Here is a 21,681-nt window from a genome sequence, read left to right as displayed (position 1 = left end):
TTTAGAACATAATTAACATTATGCCATTTTATAAATTGAAAAATCAGAAAATAGCATATATTCAGAAACGAAAACCTAATATTAACTATTTATAGCAACATATACGCAATCGGCGTAATAATAAGCAATGTTAAAATCGTTCTTTGCACATATAAAACAATAAGTTCAGATACTTTTAACGGAATATCTGTCGATAATATACAAGGAATTGATGCGGAGAAAAATAAAATAGATGATACCGAAACAACCGCAATTACAAACTTTGTCACGAGCGGTGCACTTACAACTAAAAGTGAAGGTAAAAACATTTCTGCAATACCAACTGATGCTGCTTTAGCAGCTAGTTCCGCTTCTGGAAGTTGTAGTAACCAAGTGAATGGGTAAAAAATATAACTAATCCAATCAAATATTGGCGTAAACTTTGCTAAGACGATACCAATTAACCCTACTGACATAATCGATGGTAAAATTCCCATCGTCATAATAAATCCATCTTTTAAATTCACTGCGATATTTTTCATAATACTCGGTGCAGTTTTTGATACTTCTAATGCATCTTCCCAAGCTCTCTCTAACATTTTCTCTTTATAAACGGGCTCTGGGAACCCTTCTTTCGTAATATATGTATCTGGCTTTTTGCTAAGTGGCGGGATTCTTACGGTGATAGCAGTCACAATGAATGTTACAACAAGCGTAGTCCAAAAGTACATATTCCATAGATGCATAATATCTAATGTTTTTGCGATGATGATCATAAATGTTGCGGACACTGTTGAGAAACCTGTGGCGATGATTGCTGCTTCTTTTGTCGTATACTTCCCTTCTTTATACACGCGGTTAGTAATAAGAAGCGCAAGTGAATAGCTTCCAACGAAGGAAGCAACCGCATCAATTGCTGATCGTCCTGGTGTATTCCATAACGGTCTCATAATCGGACGGCAAAACGTACCGATAAACTCAAGCAATCCGTATCCGACTAATAACGCTAAAAATGCCGAACCAATTGGAACGAGTAAACTCACTGATATAACTAACTTCTCGTACAAAAATGGCCCAACATCTGGCGCAAAGAACCAAGCCGGTCCCACTTTTAAACAATATAGTACACCAAAAACAACACCGACTACTTTTAAAATAGAAAAACAAATGTCTACAATAGATGCATTCCATTTCTTCGTATAAAATGGATAAATCGCACCGATTACCATAACAAGCAGTGCATAATAAGGTACTACAGAAGGAACAGTAGCTCTTATCCAAGATACGATATGATCAATCATAATAGACGATGCACCGTTAATCGTAACTGGTACGAAAAACATAAACACACCAACTAGACTAGCGAGTACAAACCGAAGAATAATCCCCCTCTCTCGCCCTGTCTTAATTACATTACTTTTTAATTCAATTTCACTCAAAATTCGACACCTCCTATTATCTAAATATTCTGTATAATAATATCAAATTCCTTCTTTGTTAAATGAAAATTAAACGAGTAATAATCTTACTTTTTCATTGTCAGTCTCCGAAAATTAGCATATAATGTTCTTCAGGAATGTTACATATACATATTAAAAGCATATAATTAGTAACAAATCATTTCCTTTCGTTAATTTATTCATTAACTTAGCATACATAAAATAAAAGGAGAATGTACAATTGAAAACACTAAAAATAACTATTACAAGTGCACTGCTTCTTGGCGCTTTCATCGCTCCATCTAGTTCTTTAGCTGTGAGTGAAACTGTAACACAAAAAAGTAATGCACAGCCTGCAATTCACGAAGACGAAGACGATTACTACTATCAGTTTCCGGATGTTATTGGATGGGCAAAGCCGTCCGTTGATTATTTAGTAAAGAAAAAAGTTTTATCTGGCCTGCCAGACGGTACATTTGGACCTAACCTTGAAATCGATAGAGCTTCTGCCGCAATTATTATGGCAAAAATATTAAACTTACAAATAGACACTTCAGCTAAACCATCATTTAAGGACTCTCAAGACCATTGGGCTACTCCTTATATTGCTGCAGTTGAAAAAGCTGGGATTATTAAAGGCGTAGGTAATGGGAATTTCAATCCTTCTGGAAAACTAACAAGAGCTGCTATGGCTTCTATGCTTGTTCATTCATATAACTTAGACAAAAAAACTACTGATCTATTACCTACTGTATTTCAAGATTTAAAAGGACATTGGAGTGAAAAGTCGGCAAATCTTCTTGTTGCTCTTCGTATTTCAGCTGGTTATGGTGGTAGTCATTGGTATCCAGATAACACTATTACCCGTGCAGAAGCTGCAAGTTTAGTTGCTCGCACAGATCAATCAAAAGATAAAGAAATTAAATTAAAGCAAGTTACTATGAAACAAAGCTATTTTATATACCCTGAATCCTCTCTTCATTCAGGTATAATTGCTGAATATGCACCACAAACCGTTACTGTATTCGATGAATCTGAAAATGGATGGATTAAAATCGCTACGGATCATGGGTTAAAGTGGACACCATTACAAGAAAAACAAGTTTATATTGATAAAAATTTTGTTACCTTTGATAGACCGTCAAGAACAGGATATGTGGTTGGTAAATATCCTCCTCAAACTGTAACAGTCGTTGAAGAGAATAGCATTTGGTTAAAAATTCGCACTAGCGAAGGTCTTCAATGGATGAATCCATACTTAGAAGAGGGTGAAGGAAAAGAACTTACATACATACCGAGAGAATTTTTCGCCTACGATAGCCCTAATTTTTCTTCTAGAGTATCTGGAAAATACGCTCCACAAGGTGGCGTAGAAGAATTAGCTAAGGGAGATGACGGATGGGTACAAATTCGTACAGACAAAGGACCAAAATGGGTAAATATGTCTTATCTCTTACGTCCAAAACTTCTCTTAAATGTTCCTGCCATTAATCAATTACCGGAACTACAAAAAGGAAGTACAGTTGTTTCACTACAAATGCTTTTAGAATACTACACAGGACGTTCATTAAATAAAGTAGAATTCGCTAATCAAATGCCATTTGATACAACGCGACGCAAGACTGATGGAAACGGAAAAGTTACAATTTGGGGTGATCCAGACATCGGATTCGTTGGTGACGTAAGTGGAAAGAGCTATGGTTACTCTATTAATCCAGCACCATTGAAACAATTACTTGATAAACATGCAAGAGGTACAGATTTAACAGGACAGGATTTCTCTGTATTAGAAAGTTATGTACGTAATGGTAAACCAGTTGTAGCGTGGGTAGGGAACAAAATAACTTCTCCGCAACTAGAACATACTTGGCAAACACCTCAAGGAAAGACCGTAAATGGATACAGAAATGCACATACTATTATCATAACTGGTGTAGATGATCGTAACATTTACTATAATGACCCATTAGAAGGTAAAAAAGACCAACCAATGGTAAAATCCCGATTTGAGCACAGTTATAATCAAATGGGTAAAAAAGCTTTAAGTATCGATTAATAATGTAAAAAGCCTATTTTGATCATATGATTCAAAATAGGCTTTTTCTATTACCTCTCATAATCATCCACAATCACTTGAATCACACGACAAGATTCTTCTGCCATTCTTTTATTACTATTTCTATTCGCATCATATGTAATTAACGCCTTCCAAAGCGCCCATCCTCTCGCTCTATTCCAAGTTTCTTCATCCATACACAATACTTCTTTAAATACGTTTCTACTATTTTTATCAAAAAACGTCCATGCCATCGCTGCATCACAGGCAGGATCTCCTACTCCTAAAATACCAAAATCAATTACGGCACAAAGCTTTCCATCTTTAATGAGTAAGTTCTCCGGCGCTATATCTCCATGAACCCAAACTGGTGTGCGTTCCCATGTTGACCGAAGTGCTAAATCCCAAAGGTGCTTTAATAATGTTTCATCAAAAACGTCCTTATTATTTTCAATAGCTACTCTCGCTTCTTCATCGTATACAGATATAAGCCCGCCTCGGTAAAAATTATGTGCTCCAGCTTTTGGGCCGTTACTCGCATCAATTGATTGTAATTCTATTAAAAATGCTCCTAAGTCCGCTGCAAATTCATCTAAGTCACGAACATTTTCTTTCGTAACCGTCTCTCCTTCTATCCATTTATTAATAGACCAAGGCCACGGATACTCTTCAGACGGATTCCCTTTCGCAATTGGTGCAGAAATTGGTAAAGAAAGTTCCTTACTTAATATAGGAAGCCACCTGTTTTCTTTCTCTACTTGCGGTGCATACGCTGCATCACTTGGTAATCTTACACTCATCTGTTTCCCTAAATGAAACGTTCTATTATCATGCCCGCTACATTTTACCGGCTTAATTTCTAAATGTGCCCATTCAGGAAACTGTTCTTGTACTAACCTTTTAGCTAACTCTGTGTTAATTGGATTCATTCACTTTCCTCTTTTCTTTTGAAACTTACTAAGTCCATCCGTACTACCGATATATTCAAAACTACATCGTTTATAAAAATCATTCAACGTACGATTATGCCCAACACAATCTAACTTTAAATAATTTTTATCACATTGTACATTCTCGTCTATCCACTGTAAAATCCATTCTCCTATTTCATTCCCCTTATACTCCCGTTTCACCGCAAATCTATGAATATATAATGAATCCGAAACTTCCTCTTTACCATAAATACGTTCATCCCATTCATTTTGTTTAGGAGATGCTGTAACCGTACCGACAATTTCATCTTCTTTTAAAACAACATACGTATATTTCTCTCTTATACCTTCTAGTATTTCAGCTGTAGCTTCTTCTCCTAAAAGATACTGCCATTGATCCACTTCTTTATCTTGTAACCACTGTGCTACTTCTTTTAATAGAGTAATAATGCTTTCACTTTCATCTTCAGTGGCAATTCGAATTGTATATTCTGGAACTGTATTTCTCTCCATATTTCTGTTCCCCTTTCATATTACTACCATACTGACAAACGCGTTCTACCGTCGTTTTCATCTGTAATGTATTCTACATATAACCCTTGATTAAGTGCGTTTTCATACATCATTTCAATCACTTCTTGGTCTTTCGCATAAATTTGTATGTAATCACCATCCGCCACTAGAACGACTACTTCACACATACTCTCTTTAAATTCTTCATATGTTTCAATTTCCCCTAGTACTTCTCCTTTTGGATATGCTTTTAAATCTACAAATATAAGATAATATATGTTGTCCTTTAATAGTTTTTTTAATTCTGAGCCTTTCATGACCTCGTTATCTTCTGAAAATAATTCTGGACCTAATCCATTCCCCACTATTAAATAAGACTCCTCATTTCCCACTTTCCAATCAAACGCAGTAATATCAATTGGCTTTAACACTTTCCAAAGTAGATTATCGTATCCACCTGGAATATCTACTGTAATTCCTCTTTTCATTTGTTTGCACCTTCTTTATGGACCATGAATAATCATCTCTTTTTCTCAAATAAAAACAGTAATTATTACCTAATCAAGCATATTATTCGTTGAAAAGCAAGTAATTCCCAATGGTTCGCTCCAGTTTTAAATTAAATATATAAAAGCACCTCAGCGGTTAAACATAACTGAGGTGCTTTTTCTTTTATTTATTTTTTTAGTAATTCACTTCGTTTTCACAAAATAATATAAAAACCATACCGCATGATTTTGTTCATCGGCAGCTATTCTACGCAACAACTCTTTCAGATGCGCATCCGATGTTTCGTCTGAAATTTCTAAATAAAAATCCACTGTCTTTTGTTCATCTTGTATAGCGAATTCTAATCCTTGTAAGTACGTATTAGGGCAATCTTCTGTAATCTGTGGTTTCGGCTGTCTGCCAGTTAAATTCGTATAGATTTGTACAAAATGATGAAAATGTCTTATTTCATCATTACGGATTTCAAGAATTTGTTTTCGTTCCACCTCATTTGGAGCCATGTTAGCTAATTTAGCATAGCAATTTATAGCGCTATACTCTCCATTAATTGCTTTTTCAATATCACTAATCAGCTTATCATTCTGTCTATACCAGTCATGATAATTCGAATTATACATCGTATCCCCTCCATTATTTCGCATAACATTTTATGCAATTTGAAATAGTAGGAGCATGTATATATACAGGGACAGGATGGACCCATTCTTATAATCCTTTACTCCAATCCCCCTTTAAAAATATTGAAAAAGCCTAGTTATCACTGTTTTCGTTTCCTATCGATTAAACATTCTATAATGATTTCACACAAAAAACGCTTCACTACTAGTGAAACGTTCTTTATCTTTTAAGCGTTTAATTCAGTTTTATGCTCCTTTATTGCACTACGTTTGAAAGCAGTTGCTAAAATGATAACCATACTTGCCACACCAATCCAAACGAGCACAATAACAGGTGTATTCCAGCTTAACCCTTTTCCAAAGAAGAATATTTCCCTGAGTCCTTCGATCATAAACCGCATTGGCAACCATGAGTGCACCCAATCTTGATAAAATGACGACAACATTTCAGGTGCTAACGATAATAACGGTGCTCCAAAGAATAGTAATAGAGCGAATAACCCGATTCCCTTTAGTCCGACTAATGAAAGTACCGCAGAAATCATTAAGAAGAAGCTAAAAGAAGTAATGGATAAAAATAAAGCCGTATCCGAGAAATTCGGGATATTTAATCCTACCATTCCATCCGCTATCCATGTAAGACCAAATCCAATTACAAGCGCTGCAACTGCTCCTGTTACTATTTGTTTTACTTTTAATACAAAGTTTTCTTTTCTTGTACCTACCGGCATTTTACTAATGGCAATAAAGATGATTGCTGCGCTCGCTAAACTTGCAATCCATAACGGTTGGAATAAAGAAATTGGCGAGTTACCGTTCGCACTATTTTTTCCGATTTCATTTACATTTGTCACTTTCTTCGTAATTGGTGTTACTACATTTGAAACTTGATCTGCTGTTAATGTAGTTCCTTTTGCTTTAAACCCTTCTAATAGTTGTGTACGAACATTATTGTTCATATTATCAACTACGCCATTTAACATTTGCCCTGCCATAGTTGAAGCAGCCATATTCATCCCTTGATTAATATATATTTCTACCTCTGGCGAAGATGGCTGTGGTGTTCGTAACGATGCTTGTTTTGCGCTAAAGTCTTTCGGAATGACTAATGCTGCGTAATACTCTTGATTATTTAAACCTTTTTGAACTAATTCCTTATTTTTTACTTCTACCCACTTTACCGCAGGTTCTTCATCTGATTTCGATGTTTTTTTAATCGTATCAACGATTGTTTGCCCCATATCCATTTTCGCTTGATTCGGAATTTCCACTCCTTGATCCTCATTCACAATTGCTATTGGCAAGTTTTTCGGCTTAGGTTGAACTGTTGGAAATAATGTTAATGAAAAAATAAAAACAACGACCAGCGTAATGACTGGTGACAAATATAAAAGCTTATTTTTAAACATTTTCTGTTCTCCTCCTTTAATTTTAGTTACAATAAATGAACAACGTGTTGTTTATTTATATTTTGAATTATATGTTTGAGCTAAATCTTATTCAATAATCAAAAATCGTAAATGTGTCGGTTATAAGACACATTTTTGAAATGTGTTGACTAAAATTAAGGAGGGACATGCTTTGCGCGATAGTAATTTAGATTTGCGTGTTATTCGCACAAAAACTGCCATACGAAATGCATTAGTGGAGTTAATTGAGGAAAAAGGTTTTGAAGCAATTACAGTGAAAGATATTACAACGAAAGCGAACATAAATCGAGGTACTTTTTATACACATTATCAAGATAAATTCGATTTAATGACGAAATGCCAAGAAGAAATTATGCATGAGTTTTCTAGCATTGCAAAACGGAAATTTCCAGAAGTTATTGCTGACCTTGGATCAAATCCTTCCCCAACGACGCCGTTTGTACTTATCGCTTCTATTCTTGAATTTCTAAATGAAAATAGTGATTTTATGAAAGCTGTATTAAGTCCAAAAGGAGATTTATCTTTCCAAACAAAATTGAAAGACTTTATGTGGAAAACACTATTTGAAGATACGAATGGTGCTCTCATTAATAAGGAGAATTTACTTGTTCCAAGCCAATACTTAGCTTCTTATATGGCATCTGCTCATATAGGTGTCATTCAACAATGGTTAAATAATGGACAAAAAGAAACACCAAAGGAAATTGCTCATATTTTATCAACAATCGCAATTCATGGTCCTTTCTATGCAGCTGGCTTAAAGAAATAAGCCAGCTGCATAGAAACATGTTTTAATCAATCTCAATTACATCAATAAACTTAAAAATTCTTTTATTACGAAAAACATCCGTACAAGTAATCGTCTCATTTAATGGGTTTATATCAACTACTGTTATGTAATTTTCATATAAATGTAAGCGTATTTTCATTGGAATAATACCCTTTACCAAACTTCTAGGCTGAGTAGTTACTATTATTTTATTAATAACTTGAAATGTATGTTTCTATGAAAAAAGCTGTTGAAAGGAATCCCCTTCAACAGCTTTTCCATTATTAACGATATAAACGAACTGCACCTGCAGAATTATCATCTGCTTGTCCAACGACTTCAAATTTCAATCCAAGTTTCGGTACATTACGCCCTGCATCTGGGATTAAGTTGTTCATATAAGATTTCGAATCATCAAACTTCGTTACACCTGGTAATCCCTTAGACTCAAATGTTCCGCGTGATGGAGATACAACTTTCCACGCTGGTGTTTGGTTAAAGGAGAACGCAGCATCTGCAATTTGATATCGTGTACTATTTTTAACAGTTGGTTTACCGTTTAACGTTCCAACAATTGCCTCTGGGTGAGAGTCAACAACACCTAAGAAACCTTCGCCTGGATGAATACCAACCCAGTTATCTGTAAAGCTAGAGTCTGCATACCATACAACAAGACCTGTATTGTACGGTACACCGCTGCTATATTTTAACGCTTCATCAGCACCAGCATAGTTTCTCCACTCTAAATAGTAGTTATGTTTCTTCTTATAAAAGCCGTCTGATACAACGAAACCGTTTAATTTAAATTGTGGTTCACCTTCTGCATCATCAGAAAACACAACTTTTCCATCGACAGTTAATGTTGCATTATCAAGAGTAAAACCACTTGGTGCCGTAGCGCCATCTGTAATGTATTCGAATACTAATTTTACTTTTTGACCTTTGAATTTGCTTAAGTCATATGATTTATCTATCCATTTTCCTTCTGTTGTGTCTAGACCATTTTTAACATTCTTTTCACCAATTCGATCCACTAACGTTTTCGTACCATCTTCTGTCACTGCATGTACTTCAAGGAAGTCCCAACCAGTTTCAATTTCATACAATGATTTGTAATCAAACTTCGCATTTGTTGCATTTGTTAAATCAAACACTGGCGTTTCTAGTGTCGTATGAAGATCATCGCCTTTTGTACTAAAGTAATATTTCTTACCAAATGCAGGCTCAATACCTTTTACATCTTTATCTGGTAAGTTAACACGAACCAGACCAGGACGAGCTGATTTCGTTACACTTTGATCTAAGTATGTCGCAAAACCGATACCGCGATTTAATTTATCATAGTCAGCCTCTACAATATTCGCCCAGTTTCCGCCAATGTTCTTTTGAAAGAACTCTTTGTTTTGCGGAGAGAAACTTGGTGGCGTTGAACCTGCAATTTTACCTGCCCAGCTGCCGCCGCTCATAACAGACCAAGAGTTAATCGGCTCACCTGATCCAGAGTATTGCGTATCATACTCATCTGGAAGACCTAAATCATGACCAAACTCATGTGCGAATACACCAACTGCTCCGTCTTCTGGCTCAATTGTATAATCGTATGCAGCCATTTTACCGCCATAGTTATCAACTTTTGATTTTGTTCCATCAATTGGATATGGGTTTCCAAGGTTCCAGCGATGTGACCAAATTGCGTCGTCACCTAATCTACCACCGCCTCCATCTTGACCAACTCCAGCGTGAATGACCATTAAGTGATCAATAAGACCATCTGGTTCGTTTTTATTTCCGTCTCCATTACTGTCATATTGATCGTATTGGTCAAATTCTGATAAATCCATACCGCTTGCTACAGCTGCATCTAATGCCTCTTTTACAAAATCACGAGGTCCTTTTGGTCCTTTATTATCATGACCGCCATCGCCAGCATCTGCACCATAATCCGCTGCTTTACCAGGAACTGTTAACCACTTTGTTACTGTTCCATCGACGGTATAACTGCCGCCTGATTGCTGTTCATAATATTGTTTAAATGTTGGGATTTTTGAACCATCAAAGAGTGTAAATGGCTCATCACCAAATAACATTTTTTGATAATGTTCTGGATTAAAATCATTTGAATACATATAACCTGGTACTTGATCAATATTGTTATGCTTAAAGTCAGCAAACTCTACTAGCAATACAAGTACTTTATCTTTACGAACAGGCCCATTATATTCTTTTTGCTTCGCTGAACTAGTTGGTACTTTTCCGTTTAATCCACCTTTAACCTGCTCTTGCCCAGCTACCGGACCACCAGCAGGTTGTTCAGCTTTTTCTTTCATATCTGCTTTTGCATCTTTCACTTTTTTCAAAAAGTCAGAAGCTTCTCTCGAGACACTGTCCCCCGCTGCTGGTTCTTTTCCAGCATTCCTGCCTTTTTTCTTCTCTACGTATTTTTCAACAGCTTTTAATGTGTCTTCTTTCGACACAGATTCACTAATTACACCACGCTGCTTCAACGCGTCTGCTAAACGATCCTCTTGAATTAAATTTTCATCAATTGGACTTAAAGATCCCACTTTAGACGGCGTTGCCGCATAAACAGATTGACTACCAACCCCAAATGTGCAACTAAGCACAGCTGCCGCCGCAAGCGTAGATAGCGCTTTAAAAGGCTTTTTCTTCATCCCTATTCCTCCCTAATCTTAAATACGTAACAATATTTTGATAATAAAGAAAATTCTATAAATTTACAAGATATTGTCTTAATTTGTAATATTTTTGAAAATATCCTATATTTTAGATTGCTATCTATTCTGATTAATCGATATTTCGGGAATATATTGATGAAAGCTGATAAAACTATTAAAATTTCTGTATATAATTGCAATATATACTTTTTCAATTGCGATTTCTGATATCATTGTTGTTTCATCGTCTGCATGACTTGTAAGAGCACTTGCGGAGTAAAAGGTACATCTAATTCTATGGTTGCTTCTTGCATATGAATTCGAATCGTGGCATGTATGTTTTCTTCTACGACAGAGACATTCAAAGAAATCCAATTCACATGCTCATTTTTATTTTCAGTTTCAGGTGATAGCAGCTGGCTTAAAAAAATAAAGAGATCATCCACTATATTTAGTGGATGATCTCTTTATTTATCTAAGGCACAACTACAGTATCTCAATATACCCTTCTGTTCCATGTACCCGAATTCGTTGCCCATCTTTTATTAGTTTCGTAGCATGCTCTACCCCGACTACTGCGGGTAATCCATATTCACGTGCAATCACTGCTCCATGTGTCATCAGGCCACCAACTTCGGTGACTAACCCTTTTATAGACACAAACAATGGTGTCCAGCCAGGGTCAGTAAAGGAAGTAACTAATATATCTCCATCTTCTAAATTCGCATCTTCCATGTTTAAAATAACACGAGCTCTCCCCTCAATCACTCCAGAAGAAACAGGCAAACCTACTATTGCTTCGGCTGGTAGATTTTCTCGTTTATATTTACCTATAATAATTTCACCATCAGACGTGATAACACGCGGGGGCGTTAGTTTTTCATATAATTTGTACTCATTTTTTCGTTTATTAATAACCTCGTAATCCAGTTTATTCGTGCGGACGACTTCGTGGAGTTCTTCAAAAGTCAGATAGTATATATCTTCTATTTCATCGATAACGCTATTTTGCACGAGTTGCTCAGCTTCTTTCAGTAACGCCTGCTTATATATGAAATAGCGATTAATCATGCCGTATTTCGGGTATTCACGATAACCGATAAAATTTCGGATGTTACTAATCATTTGCTTCGTCTCTTCTACTTTTTGTTCGCCATCTGGTACATGCTGCAATCGGTCTAATAACTCTTCTTGCTTTTTCAAAGCCTCCTGCAGCCCTTCTTCAAATTTCCGCTTACTAGCACCAGCTTCAAAGTCTCTTATGTTATTTAAAATCATCGGGATAATTGTAGTTGGCTTTTCACTCCAGCGCGTTTTCGTAATATCGATTTCTCCACTGCATCTCATTCCGTATTTATTCAGAAAAGCATAAATTGCATCTCGAGCTTTTTCCCCACCTTTAAACTGAACTAGTTCATCTAAAAAGCTGTCATCTTCTACATACTGTAAATACTCAATGACTTCTGGATACGGCCGAATCACATCTGCAACATCCAATAATGCTAGACCCATTTCTGACGTAATATTATTTTGTACTGATTGAGAAAGTGTGTCTGCTACGCTTTTTTCACCTAGCCATTGCTTCATCTTTTCATTCATCCATGATGAAGCATTCATACCTGCCATAATTACAGCCATACTTTGCGGGTGAAATAATATTTTCTTTAATTGCTGGATATCTTCTAAAATAAAATCAAGTACATCCAACCCTGATTTCGTTTGAATGTTTTCTTTTAACTCTTCGATTGATGCCTGACTATTCTTTATTAAATCCGTAACGATTGCCGGATTGTTTTCGATTTGTGGTTGTGAACTTGCAGGTGGCACACTTTTACCAAGACGCTTTTCTTTTTCATCATCCGGTAACAATTTGATAAAATCATCTCGCTCTATTACAGTCGTTAATGCATCTTTTATAAGTGGCTCCGATTCCCCTATTGTATTTAATAAAGATTCTCTACTAGCAGGCGAAGCCAATCTTTGTGTAACATCAACAAACAGCCTTCCCCCAGCTTGAAACCTCGGTCCAAAGGATGTTAACTGGAATAAAGACATTCCTAATGGCTTCAAAGGATCAGTCATCATTTGTTGGTGACCAACCGATATATATACATGATTTTCTTGATCATTTGCTTCTGGAATTGGATATAAAGTCGTGATAGGTCGACTTTGGACAATATAAAATGTATCATCAACTAAACACCATTCAATATCTTGCGGACAACCAAAATAAGCTTCAATCTGTCTGCCGATCTGTGCTAGTTGTAATATTTGTTGTTCCGTAAGTGTTTGAATCTTTTGCTGAGTGAGATCGATCTGTTTTGTCTCTGTTCCGCCCTCTTTTAAGGCATAGATAGCCAATTTTTTAGTTGCGATCATCTTATCGACGATTTCCCCTTCTTTTACTTTATAATTATCAGCAGAGACCAGTCCTGATACTAATGCCTCACCAAGTCCAAAACTGGCATCAATTGATAGCACCTTTCGATTAGAAGTAATCGGGTCAGCAGTAAATAAAATTCCCGAAGCCTGCGGGAAAACCATCCTTTGAACGACAACACATATAGAAACTTGACTATGTTCAAAACCATTTTGCATTCGGTAAATGACCGCTCGATCTGTAAATAAAGAAGCCCAACACTTTCTTACATGCTGCAAGATGTCTTCTTTTCCGATGATATTTAAATACGTATCTTGTTGACCTGCAAACGAGGCATATGGTAAATCTTCAGCAGTAGCACTAGAACGTACTGCATAAGCATGTTCATTTCCAAAACGAGAGAGATAACGAGCTACCACTTCCGCTACATTAGAAGGAATTTCTACTTCCATAATGGTTTCTCTAATCTTCTTACTGATTTCACCAATTTGATCTCGGTCCTCAATTTTTAGCCTTGTTAATTGATTCAACAAAGCTTGAAACGCTTCATTTTGCTCGATTGCTTTTTCATATCCTACCGTTGTAACACAAAATCCTTCTGGCACTTGTATACCTTGAATGTTTGATAATTCCCCTAAATTCAATCCTTTTCCACCAACGAGCGAAAGCTGCGTTTTTTGTATTTCCTGAAAATCGAGAACGAAAGAACTCATTTGGCACCTCTCCTTACTATTCGTGTGCTATTGATTGTAGCAAGAGTAAATGAGAATAAACAGTCTATTTTGACCGTTAATTACGTGGTATAATTAAGTTAGGAAGAGATAATTATTTTATTTCTCCCCCTCTAATTCACTTCAATTACATCAATAAACTTAAAAAACCCTCTTATTATGAAAACATCAAATAATCGTCTTATTTAATGGATTTATTTCGACTACTGTTATGTAATTTCTATATAGATAGCTATTAATAAATTAGGGAACAGCTACCATTCTTAAAGTAGCTGTTCCCTAATTTATTCATCTCCTATGCATTTTTAGTAATGTTATCGTTAAATTTTCTAAGTCTCCATCATTTTTTATTTCCTTTATGATTTTTCCTTCTTTCATAAAGAGTATCCGATCACTAATTTCAGCAGCTACATCCATCATATGTGTGGAAAAAATAATCATTGTACCATTTCTTTTTAATGTTTTTAATATTGTTAAAAACTCATCTACCCAATACGGATCCAGCCCATTTGTCGGTTCGTCTAGTATTAAAATTTTAGGATTTCCGAGACACGCTTGTCCAAATAAAAGCCTCTGTCTCATCCCTTTAGATAACCTATGTAAGCGTTCATTTTGTTTTTCATTTAATCCTATTGTTTTAATAATGGCTTGTACTTTTTCTTTTCCTATTTTTCGAAAGGCGGCATAAAACAACAAAAATTCTTGAACTGTCATGTCTTGCTGTGCATGAAAATCATCTGGCATATAGCCTATTTTACTCACATACTGTTTTCTATCTTTCTGTAATTCTATATTACCTAATTGAACTGTACCCGATGTAGGAGTTTTAATTCCAGCTATTATATCAAGGAGCGTACTTTTCCCCGCTCCATTCCCACCACATAATACGATACACTCTCCTTCTTTGCTTTGAAATGAAATTGGAGATAATGCTATTTTCTTTTTATATCGTTTACATACTTCGTTAAGATTTAATACTGTCATTTTTTTCTTCTCCTCTCCATTTTCCAGCTTGCCACAAGCAAGAACACGGTTGTATAGGTAATAAAGTATATGAATAGAACCCAAATAATAGCTTTACTTTGCAAAAACATTACTAGTTGATCATATACTTGTCCAAATATTGCTCCACCACCTAATTGAATTACAAATATAATTCGAAGGAATTCAGCTGGGTTGCAAAACAATAATATTTTTATTAATGGTGCAATTATTGAATATGGAACCAAATTAAGGACACTAATTAACACCGTTGGCCACATCATAATAAGAAGGAACCAAACTCCAATACTTATCGCTAAAGCTTGCCACCTTGTTATAGAAAAAGAACCAATTGTTATTCCCAGTAATAAAAATAAATAGATTAGTAAAACAGAGAAGATATACGTTGCTACCAACCAAAACATATCAAAATTACTACCGCTTACTAACCCAATTATTATACTTACACCAAAACTCATTGAAAAAATAGCTGTTTGCGCTATAAATTGACCGATTGTTTTACCTACTACATATGAAGTACTCGGCAAAGGATACGTACATAAGAGTCTCCATTTCCCATTTTCCACCTCACCTGCAATAGAAAATGCTCCTATAATTAACATAAGTAAAGGCACAATATATAAAATAAGGTTTACCATTGTCCCCGTTACATTTGTATAACCTGCTAAAGACGGAGTATTTCTTTCCATAACAAATAGTAACGAAAACATAGTTATCCAAAGAAACAAAAACATGTATGCAAATTTACCTCTTACTGCACTACGCCATTCTGAATACAATATATTCCACATACCTACTCACCTCTCTACCGAAAAAGACAACCATAGTTGGTTGTCTTTTTCTAACTATTTTGTTCATAACGATAGTCTCTTTTTAATGAGAATGTCCACCACTACCATGATCTTTCTTTTCTTTTCCCATCATCTCTTTATTCATTTCCCATTTATGTTCTGCTAGTTCTTTATAAGAAAGGATTTTCCCAGTATGTTTTTCTACAAAGCTCTCTGCATCTTTCTTCTCTTTAAAAGAAATTACATTATAAGCCATTGGCGTCTTAATTGATTTATCATATACATATGTAGATTTATCCACTGCAACCCAATCTTTTGTATTGTAATCTCTTACAAATTTTTCTTGTGTTTTTTCATTTTTATGTTCATCCATCCATTTATACATACAACCAATATCATCAAATTTTAATGCTTTTCCATTTTCTAAAATAACCTCAGTTGCAAATTGATTATCCATTACTGCCATATTACAAACATCACACTTATCATTTTTTTCATTAATAGCAACCGGCTTCGTTTCTTTCTTACCACACCCTACTACAGCAAATACAAAACATAAACAAATAGCAAATAACGTATACTTTACCTTCATCAATTTTTCCTCCCTAAAAAGAACAATATACTTCCCATTAGTAACATACTTACACTTACAACCAAAATGTTAAACTGAAATCCCATCTCCCCGCCTTTTTGCGGAACAATTTCGGGCCTCATACTAGGCTCTTTGTCTAGCAATAAAGATTGCTCTGGAATTTTTATGAAACTTTGCAAAATACGCATCCCTGGTGATTGAAAGAACAACTGATATTCTGGAATATCTTGTGTTAGCAAAAGAAAATAAGCATCTGCTTTGTATGGAATTTTACTAGTACTTGAACCATCTGTATCTACTTTTAAAGAAGCGTCCCAATAATTTTTATAAATGTTATTTTCCCTACTTTGTGTAGCTTGTGACTCATTAACATTCCCTATCATTACATTTTGAGTTAATTCATTTGCACTGGCATCTTTAAATTGTAAACCAATAAAATTATTAGAAATCGAGTTACTCATAATCGTATTATGACTTGCCTTTTCTACATATATCCCGACTCTATTATTAGCAATTTCATTTTGTAAAACTTTTGTTTTTGTAGCATCATATAATAATATACCTTGTGCATGAACATTACTTTTATTATCAATAAAGTGATTTCCTACTACAGATGTTTCCTTTGTTCCCATAATCATAGCACCTGTTGTATTTTCTTTTGATGTATTATTTTCAAGAACCGTTTTATCAGAATACATAAGATGAATACCATAACGCGACTGCCAAATTGTATTGTCCTTTATTGTATTATTGTCGCTTTGTTCTAAATAAATGCCATCACGAACATTTTGGATTTTGATGTTCTCAATAAGAGTGCGATTTGATTTCCATAAATCAATTCCATTAGCCCGTCTTTGTCCAACAATCCTACTGTTCTCAATTTTTATATTGCTAGCATCTTCTAACTTAATCCCCATGTATGACGCGTGAACCTCCAATCCACTGATGTAGTGCTTATCTCCCGATACAAATATCGCTGGCTGATCTGTATTATCATTACATTGTTCTATTTTCAAATCTTTAAGAATAATGTTTTCCTTTTTCATTGTAATAATAGGATCCTTACCACAAGAGATTATTTTAGTATTTTTATCCCCTTGTATTGTAATCGGTTTCGATATTTTTATCGTTTCATTATAAGTTCTACTTTCTAATTTAATTGTTTCATATGGGGAAGCCGCATCAATTTTTGATTGCAATGTAGACTCAGCATGAATACTTACTCCTAGACTACAAAAAACTAACAATAAAAAAAGAGAAGAACAAATCTTTTTCATATACAGTTCACTTCTCTCAAAGCTATTAGTTATCACTATAAAAAAGAATACCAATTTTTTGTGTGAAATTTGTGAAAAATGAACGTGTTTTTTGTGATACTTAGGACGGCCGTATATAAAAGACGTAGATTCTCTCATACGGCACACTTCACTTCTTTATGTAAAGCGAACCAAGATAGATTCCCACTCTAGTCAATCTCAATTACATCAACAAACTTAAAAATCTTCTTATTACGAAAAGTATCAGTACAAGTAATCATCTCATTTAATGGATTTATATCAGCTACTGTTATGTAATTTTTATATAGATAGCCATCTTTATAATATGTAAGTAAAACCTCTTCCTCACCTAAAAATGAACATAATAGCTTATTTTCAATCATTTCTTTTGCATCCTGCGTTAAGATTGGACGCGGGACTTTCGTTTGCTCATGTATCATTTCTTTAATAGCTACGAACTGCTCTGGCATACTAGCAAACGGTTGCCACTTTACCATACCTCTTCCTTTTGGCATATTAGCATTCTTCACGATTTATGACCTCCTAATAATGTGTTTCTATATCTTGCTGTTGCGACGCTCGTGTAGGAAATCCCCCGTAAAATACTGTTCTTACCAAATCGTGTTCGAATCTCGTCCATGACTTTCGTTAATCGCATTTCTTTTTCTCTTTGTATAATGTTATCGAAAAGTGAAATTTGCTCTTCTCCTTCATTTATTAAATTTGTTAACGAAATACTTATCGATCGAATCGGCTCCCCTGTATGACGCTCGTATAAAAAATATGTACAAACATTATAAATATCCAGCGTTAAATTTGTTGCCCGGTTTAACGTATGTGCCTTTCTTATTCCCCCGCCATATTCCTTGCTATATCCAACTGAAAAATGGATTGTTTGAGCGCATTTCTTTTCTCTTCTCAACCTATAACAAACTTCTTCTACATGCTCTAATAAAATAACGACGAACTCTGCTATCGAGTAATCACGAAATAATATTTGGCTCTTCGCTATAGATGTTGTCGCTGGAACATATTTCTCTGCGATTCTGCTAAAATCAATCCCGTTACTATGTAGATGTAATTCTTCTCCTATTACACCGAAAGATTGCTTTAAATATTTCAAAGGATACTGCGCTAATTCTCCAATTGTATGTATACCTTTTCGATTCAATTTCATTTCTGTTTTATACGATATACCCCAAAATTTACTGAGCGGTCTAATACTCCATAACTTCTCGGGTATATCGTCATATGTCCAATGCGCTATTCCATCTTTATTCTTTTTTGCTTCAATATCCATTGCTACTTTACTCAATAATAAATTCGGCCCGATACCAATCGTACTTTCAATCCTTGTACGTTCATATATTTCTCGCTTGAACTTTAATGCGAACTCGCACGGGTTACTCGCAAACAAATGAATACTTGCAGTCATATCCATGAAAAACTCATCTATTCTGTTGTCAATACTATATTGATGAAAATCTTCCGGTGCAACATATTGCAAAGCTAAACCTGTTATGTAAGTTGAACACTTCATATACGTATGCATAATCGGGTTCACAATAATAATATCTGGCCGATTTGGTATTTCGTACAAACGTGCCATCTTCTTTATTCCTAATGCTTTTAATGGTGGTGTTGCCGCTAATACGATCGACCCACTCCGATTTACATCTCCTACGACAGCCAATTTTGTATAACGTGGATCAAGTCCTCTTTTAATACATGAAACACTCGCATAAAAGCTACGAAGATCTACACAAAGAATAATTCGATTTGGCAATAGAGAATAATCATACAAGGGAATCACTCCTAACAAAAGAACGTTTGTTCTTATTATATACGAACTTATGTTCTTTTAAAAGGTATTTCCATGAAAATTTTGGTTAAAATAACCGTACTTTAAAAACCTGTTTTAAGAAAAACTTAAGGAATTTCCCTCTATATTCATAAGAAGTTTTTTCTATACTGAAAAATGTAAATACGCAAAAGGAGAAACAATAATGAAGAAATTTGCACTTTGCATAATAGGAATAAGCCTTCCTATATACTTACTACCTTTCATGTTACGCGGGGATTTGGACAGATTTAATCCGATTGCTGAAGAAAAAAATGTATACGCCATTGCGAAGGGATATGGCGTTCCGGATTATAATCATAATGGAAGAGCTATGTACTCATTAAAATGTGTTGATGAATCAAGGAATGAGAAAGAATATACAGTAGGAACTAACACTCCTAATGACTTTATAAGAAAAACTTACTTAAAAATTCATGTGAAAGGCAGGTATGTTTATTCTTATGAGGTCATTTCTGAAAAGGATATTCCGGAGAAAATAAAGGGACAATTGTAATATAGTATATAAACAAAAAAGCCGATTTCTTTATCGTATAGGAAATCGACTTTTGGCTTAGTTATTGATTTAGTAATAAAAAATCACCAGTGCTTTTATTAGTAAAATTAGATAACATTTTGACTGATAAAAACCACTTTTTAAAGATAACCATGTAAATACTATAGACGTTGATCTTTCTGGAAATTTAGTCGGAAATGATCCGCATCATTGTAAATAACAAATTCATATCCTTTTTCTTTATAAAATTTAATAATTTCAGGAAGAGCTTGTAATGTTTGCGCCTTTTCATGCATTAAAACAACTTCTACATCTTCTGTTGTCTGTTTTTTTACATCTTCTATAATCTGAGTTGGATTATCTTTTAATTTCCAATCATTTGAGTCTATTGTCCAATCCCAAACTTTTATTCCTGCTTCTACAATTTGATTACGAATTTCCTGAGCGAAGAGTTGTAATCCATCAGATACAGAAATAGACATACAAAAACGCTATCCTTTCTGTATACTTCTACAAAAAGAATAACGCTTTCTATGAATTGTAGATATAAATTCATCCTAAGTTAATAGAAATATATGGTGATTCCTAATAATAAATTACTAGCCACGTCTTCTCATTAATTTTTTTACAACAAAATAGAAAACAGCAAGAGCCACTGCAATAATAGCAAAATATTTAACGTAGGGTCCTGCTACTTCATTTATATTCTCCCACTTTTCACCCAGTTTCCAACCTAAATATACAAATAATGCCGACCAAGGAATAATTGCAAGCGTAGTAAGTGTAATAAATCTAACATGTGACATTTTAGCAATACCTGCAGGTATTGAAATAGCATGGCGCACAAAAGGAATAAAACGTGCTGTAAATATTACACCAGTTCCATAACGATTGAACCATGCTTCCGCATGATCAATATGCTTTTTTTGAATGAAAATATATTTTCCATAACGCTCAAGTACTGGTCTTCCTCCATAACGACCAATCCAGTATATAAATAGCTGTGCTATAACTCCACCAATTGTACCGAATACAACAGCACCGAAAAACGATATATTTCCTGATGATACTAAATATCCAGCATAAGCTAGCACAATTTCACTTGGGATTATTTCAATCATTAGTCCAAGCATAACTCCCCAATAACCAAGCCCTTCTAAAAAAACTAAAATTGAATGGATTAAATTACCTAACATCTTTACACCTACCATATACAAAATTTTTAAACATACTAACAAAATAAAGAGATACCTTATTCCAGGCACCTCTTTATTTTACATAATATACAAATTATTTATAGTAAAATATGATAAAGATTTCTTTGTTATGTACTGGTCTTCTTTTACATAACACCCATTATCAGTAGTAAAACAAAAAACTCATTCCTTCTAGGGTTAGTACCAATGTCCATCAAGCTAATACTTTGAAGTCTCCAAAAAACGTAAAATTTTATTATTTTACAGTTATTTATGAGAATTCAACTTGTTTTTTTCGTTTTGGGGAACAACCAATTTCTTAAGTTGATGGGCATGGGGTAGTACCACATCGCTATCAAGCTAAAATTTTATAGTACCCCCAGAACGAAATTTTGTGTTAACTTATAACAAAAAAATATATATTTAGAACGTACT

Annotated in this window: 19 protein-coding genes and 3 pseudogenes; 3 read left to right on the top strand and 19 right to left on the bottom strand. The window is 34.7% G+C overall.

What is annotated here, in order from left to right:
* Window positions 1-89: 89 nt before the first annotated feature.
* On the bottom strand, window positions 90-1,418 hold the full coding sequence (locus tag MR109_RS20435; protein ID WP_071719131.1) for a YjiH family protein: 1,329 nt from the start codon (window positions 1,416-1,418) through the stop codon (window positions 90-92).
* 241 nt (window positions 1,419-1,659) lie between these two features.
* On the opposite strand from MR109_RS20435, the gene MR109_RS20430 reads away from it, so the two are divergent.
* Window positions 1,660-3,474: an S-layer homology domain-containing protein gene (locus MR109_RS20430; RefSeq protein WP_071719130.1), complete on the top strand. Its 1,815-nt coding sequence runs from the start codon at window positions 1,660-1,662 to the stop codon at window positions 3,472-3,474.
* 50 nt (window positions 3,475-3,524) lie between these two features.
* Here MR109_RS20430 and MR109_RS20425 read toward each other — a convergent pair whose 3' ends face one another.
* From MR109_RS20425 to MR109_RS20405, 5 genes are all read right to left on the bottom strand, one after another.
* A complete protein-coding gene (locus tag MR109_RS20425; RefSeq protein WP_242273675.1) occupies window positions 3,525-4,403 on the bottom strand; it encodes an aminoglycoside phosphotransferase family protein in 879 nt (292 codons plus the stop codon).
* Window positions 4,404-4,919: a GNAT family N-acetyltransferase gene (locus tag MR109_RS20420; protein ID WP_242273673.1), complete on the bottom strand. Its 516-nt coding sequence runs from the start codon at window positions 4,917-4,919 to the stop codon at window positions 4,404-4,406.
* A 23-nt stretch (window positions 4,920-4,942) separates the two neighbouring features.
* Window positions 4,943-5,407, bottom strand: a complete 465-nt coding sequence (locus MR109_RS20415; protein ID WP_071719127.1) for a DUF2691 family protein — start codon at window positions 5,405-5,407, stop codon at window positions 4,943-4,945.
* Between the two features lie 204 nt (window positions 5,408-5,611).
* A complete protein-coding gene (locus tag MR109_RS20410) occupies window positions 5,612-6,046 on the bottom strand; it encodes a ferritin-like domain-containing protein (RefSeq protein WP_048375205.1) in 435 nt (144 codons plus the stop codon).
* A 227-nt stretch (window positions 6,047-6,273) separates the two neighbouring features.
* Window positions 6,274-7,455, bottom strand: a complete 1,182-nt coding sequence (locus MR109_RS20405) for a YhgE/Pip domain-containing protein (RefSeq protein ID WP_242273672.1) — start codon at window positions 7,453-7,455, stop codon at window positions 6,274-6,276.
* 172 nt (window positions 7,456-7,627) lie between these two features.
* On the opposite strand from MR109_RS20405, the gene MR109_RS20400 reads away from it, so the two are divergent.
* Window positions 7,628-8,245, top strand: coding sequence for a TetR/AcrR family transcriptional regulator (locus MR109_RS20400; RefSeq protein ID WP_242273671.1), 618 nt, complete (start codon window positions 7,628-7,630; stop codon window positions 8,243-8,245).
* Between the two features lie 22 nt (window positions 8,246-8,267).
* Here the strand turns inward: MR109_RS20400 and MR109_RS20395 are convergent.
* The 11 genes and pseudogenes from MR109_RS20395 to MR109_RS20350 all read right to left on the bottom strand — a co-directional run.
* A pseudogene (locus MR109_RS20395) lies at window positions 8,268-8,390 on the bottom strand (YolD-like family protein); the annotation flags it as partial.
* A 139-nt stretch (window positions 8,391-8,529) separates the two neighbouring features.
* The gene (locus MR109_RS20390; protein ID WP_242273670.1) at window positions 8,530-10,917 is read right to left on the bottom strand and encodes an immune inhibitor A domain-containing protein; all 2,388 of its coding nucleotides are present in this window, start codon (window positions 10,915-10,917) and stop codon (window positions 8,530-8,532) included.
* Between the two features lie 233 nt (window positions 10,918-11,150).
* A complete protein-coding gene (locus MR109_RS20385) occupies window positions 11,151-11,300 on the bottom strand; it encodes a hypothetical protein (RefSeq protein WP_242273669.1) in 150 nt (49 codons plus the stop codon).
* 106 nt (window positions 11,301-11,406) lie between these two features.
* Window positions 11,407-14,013 (bottom strand): phosphoenolpyruvate synthase, encoded by a 2,607-nt coding sequence (gene ppsA / locus MR109_RS20380; protein ID WP_242273668.1) that lies wholly within the window; start codon window positions 14,011-14,013, stop codon window positions 11,407-11,409.
* A 131-nt stretch (window positions 14,014-14,144) separates the two neighbouring features.
* A pseudogene (locus MR109_RS30090) lies at window positions 14,145-14,262 on the bottom strand (YolD-like family protein); the annotation flags it as partial.
* A 57-nt stretch (window positions 14,263-14,319) separates the two neighbouring features.
* Window positions 14,320-15,015 (bottom strand): ABC transporter ATP-binding protein, encoded by a 696-nt coding sequence (locus MR109_RS20375; RefSeq protein WP_025147809.1) that lies wholly within the window; start codon window positions 15,013-15,015, stop codon window positions 14,320-14,322.
* Complete coding sequence (locus MR109_RS20370; protein ID WP_242273667.1) at window positions 15,012-15,824, bottom strand: ABC transporter permease; 813 nt, start codon at window positions 15,822-15,824, stop codon at window positions 15,012-15,014. The genes MR109_RS20375 and MR109_RS20370 overlap by 4 nt, the downstream gene beginning before the upstream one ends.
* Before the next feature lie 82 nt (window positions 15,825-15,906).
* Entirely contained in the window at window positions 15,907-16,416 is a 510-nt protein-coding gene (locus tag MR109_RS20365; protein ID WP_025147807.1) for a nitrous oxide reductase accessory protein NosL, read from the bottom strand.
* Window positions 16,416-17,693 carry a right-handed parallel beta-helix repeat-containing protein gene (locus MR109_RS20360; protein WP_242273666.1) on the bottom strand — a complete coding sequence of 426 codons (1,278 nt, stop codon included), beginning with the start codon at window positions 17,691-17,693 and terminating at the stop codon, window positions 16,416-16,418. Before MR109_RS20360 ends, MR109_RS20365 begins: the two co-directional genes overlap by 1 nt.
* A gap of 188 nt (window positions 17,694-17,881) precedes the next feature.
* Window positions 17,882-18,223 (bottom strand): YolD-like family protein, encoded by a 342-nt coding sequence (locus MR109_RS20355; RefSeq protein WP_025147805.1) that lies wholly within the window; start codon window positions 18,221-18,223, stop codon window positions 17,882-17,884.
* A complete protein-coding gene (locus MR109_RS20350; protein WP_242273665.1) occupies window positions 18,220-19,497 on the bottom strand; it encodes a Y-family DNA polymerase in 1,278 nt (425 codons plus the stop codon). The genes MR109_RS20355 and MR109_RS20350 overlap by 4 nt, the downstream gene beginning before the upstream one ends.
* Window positions 19,498-19,699: 202 nt before the next feature.
* Here MR109_RS20350 and MR109_RS20345 point away from each other — a divergent pair, with 202 nt between their 5' ends.
* Window positions 19,700-20,050 (top strand): YxeA family protein, encoded by a 351-nt coding sequence (locus tag MR109_RS20345; protein ID WP_071719120.1) that lies wholly within the window; start codon window positions 19,700-19,702, stop codon window positions 20,048-20,050.
* 161 nt (window positions 20,051-20,211) lie between these two features.
* Here the strand turns inward: MR109_RS20345 and MR109_RS20340 are convergent.
* Window positions 20,212-20,502: pseudogene (locus MR109_RS20340) on the bottom strand (polysaccharide deacetylase family protein); the annotation flags it as partial.
* Window positions 20,503-20,649: 147 nt separating this feature from the next.
* Window positions 20,650-21,246: an undecaprenyl phosphate transporter UptA gene (uptA, locus tag MR109_RS20335; RefSeq protein ID WP_242273664.1), complete on the bottom strand. Its 597-nt coding sequence runs from the start codon at window positions 21,244-21,246 to the stop codon at window positions 20,650-20,652.
* Between the last annotated feature and the right edge of the window lie 435 nt (window positions 21,247-21,681).

This window comes from Bacillus cereus group sp. BfR-BA-01310, from assembly GCF_022664325.1.
GTDB classification, from domain to species: Bacteria; Bacillota; Bacilli; order Bacillales; family Bacillaceae_G; genus Bacillus_A; species Bacillus_A paramycoides.
The sequence above is the reverse complement of the archived record's forward strand: the minus strand, read 5'-3'. Positions and strand labels throughout refer to the sequence as shown.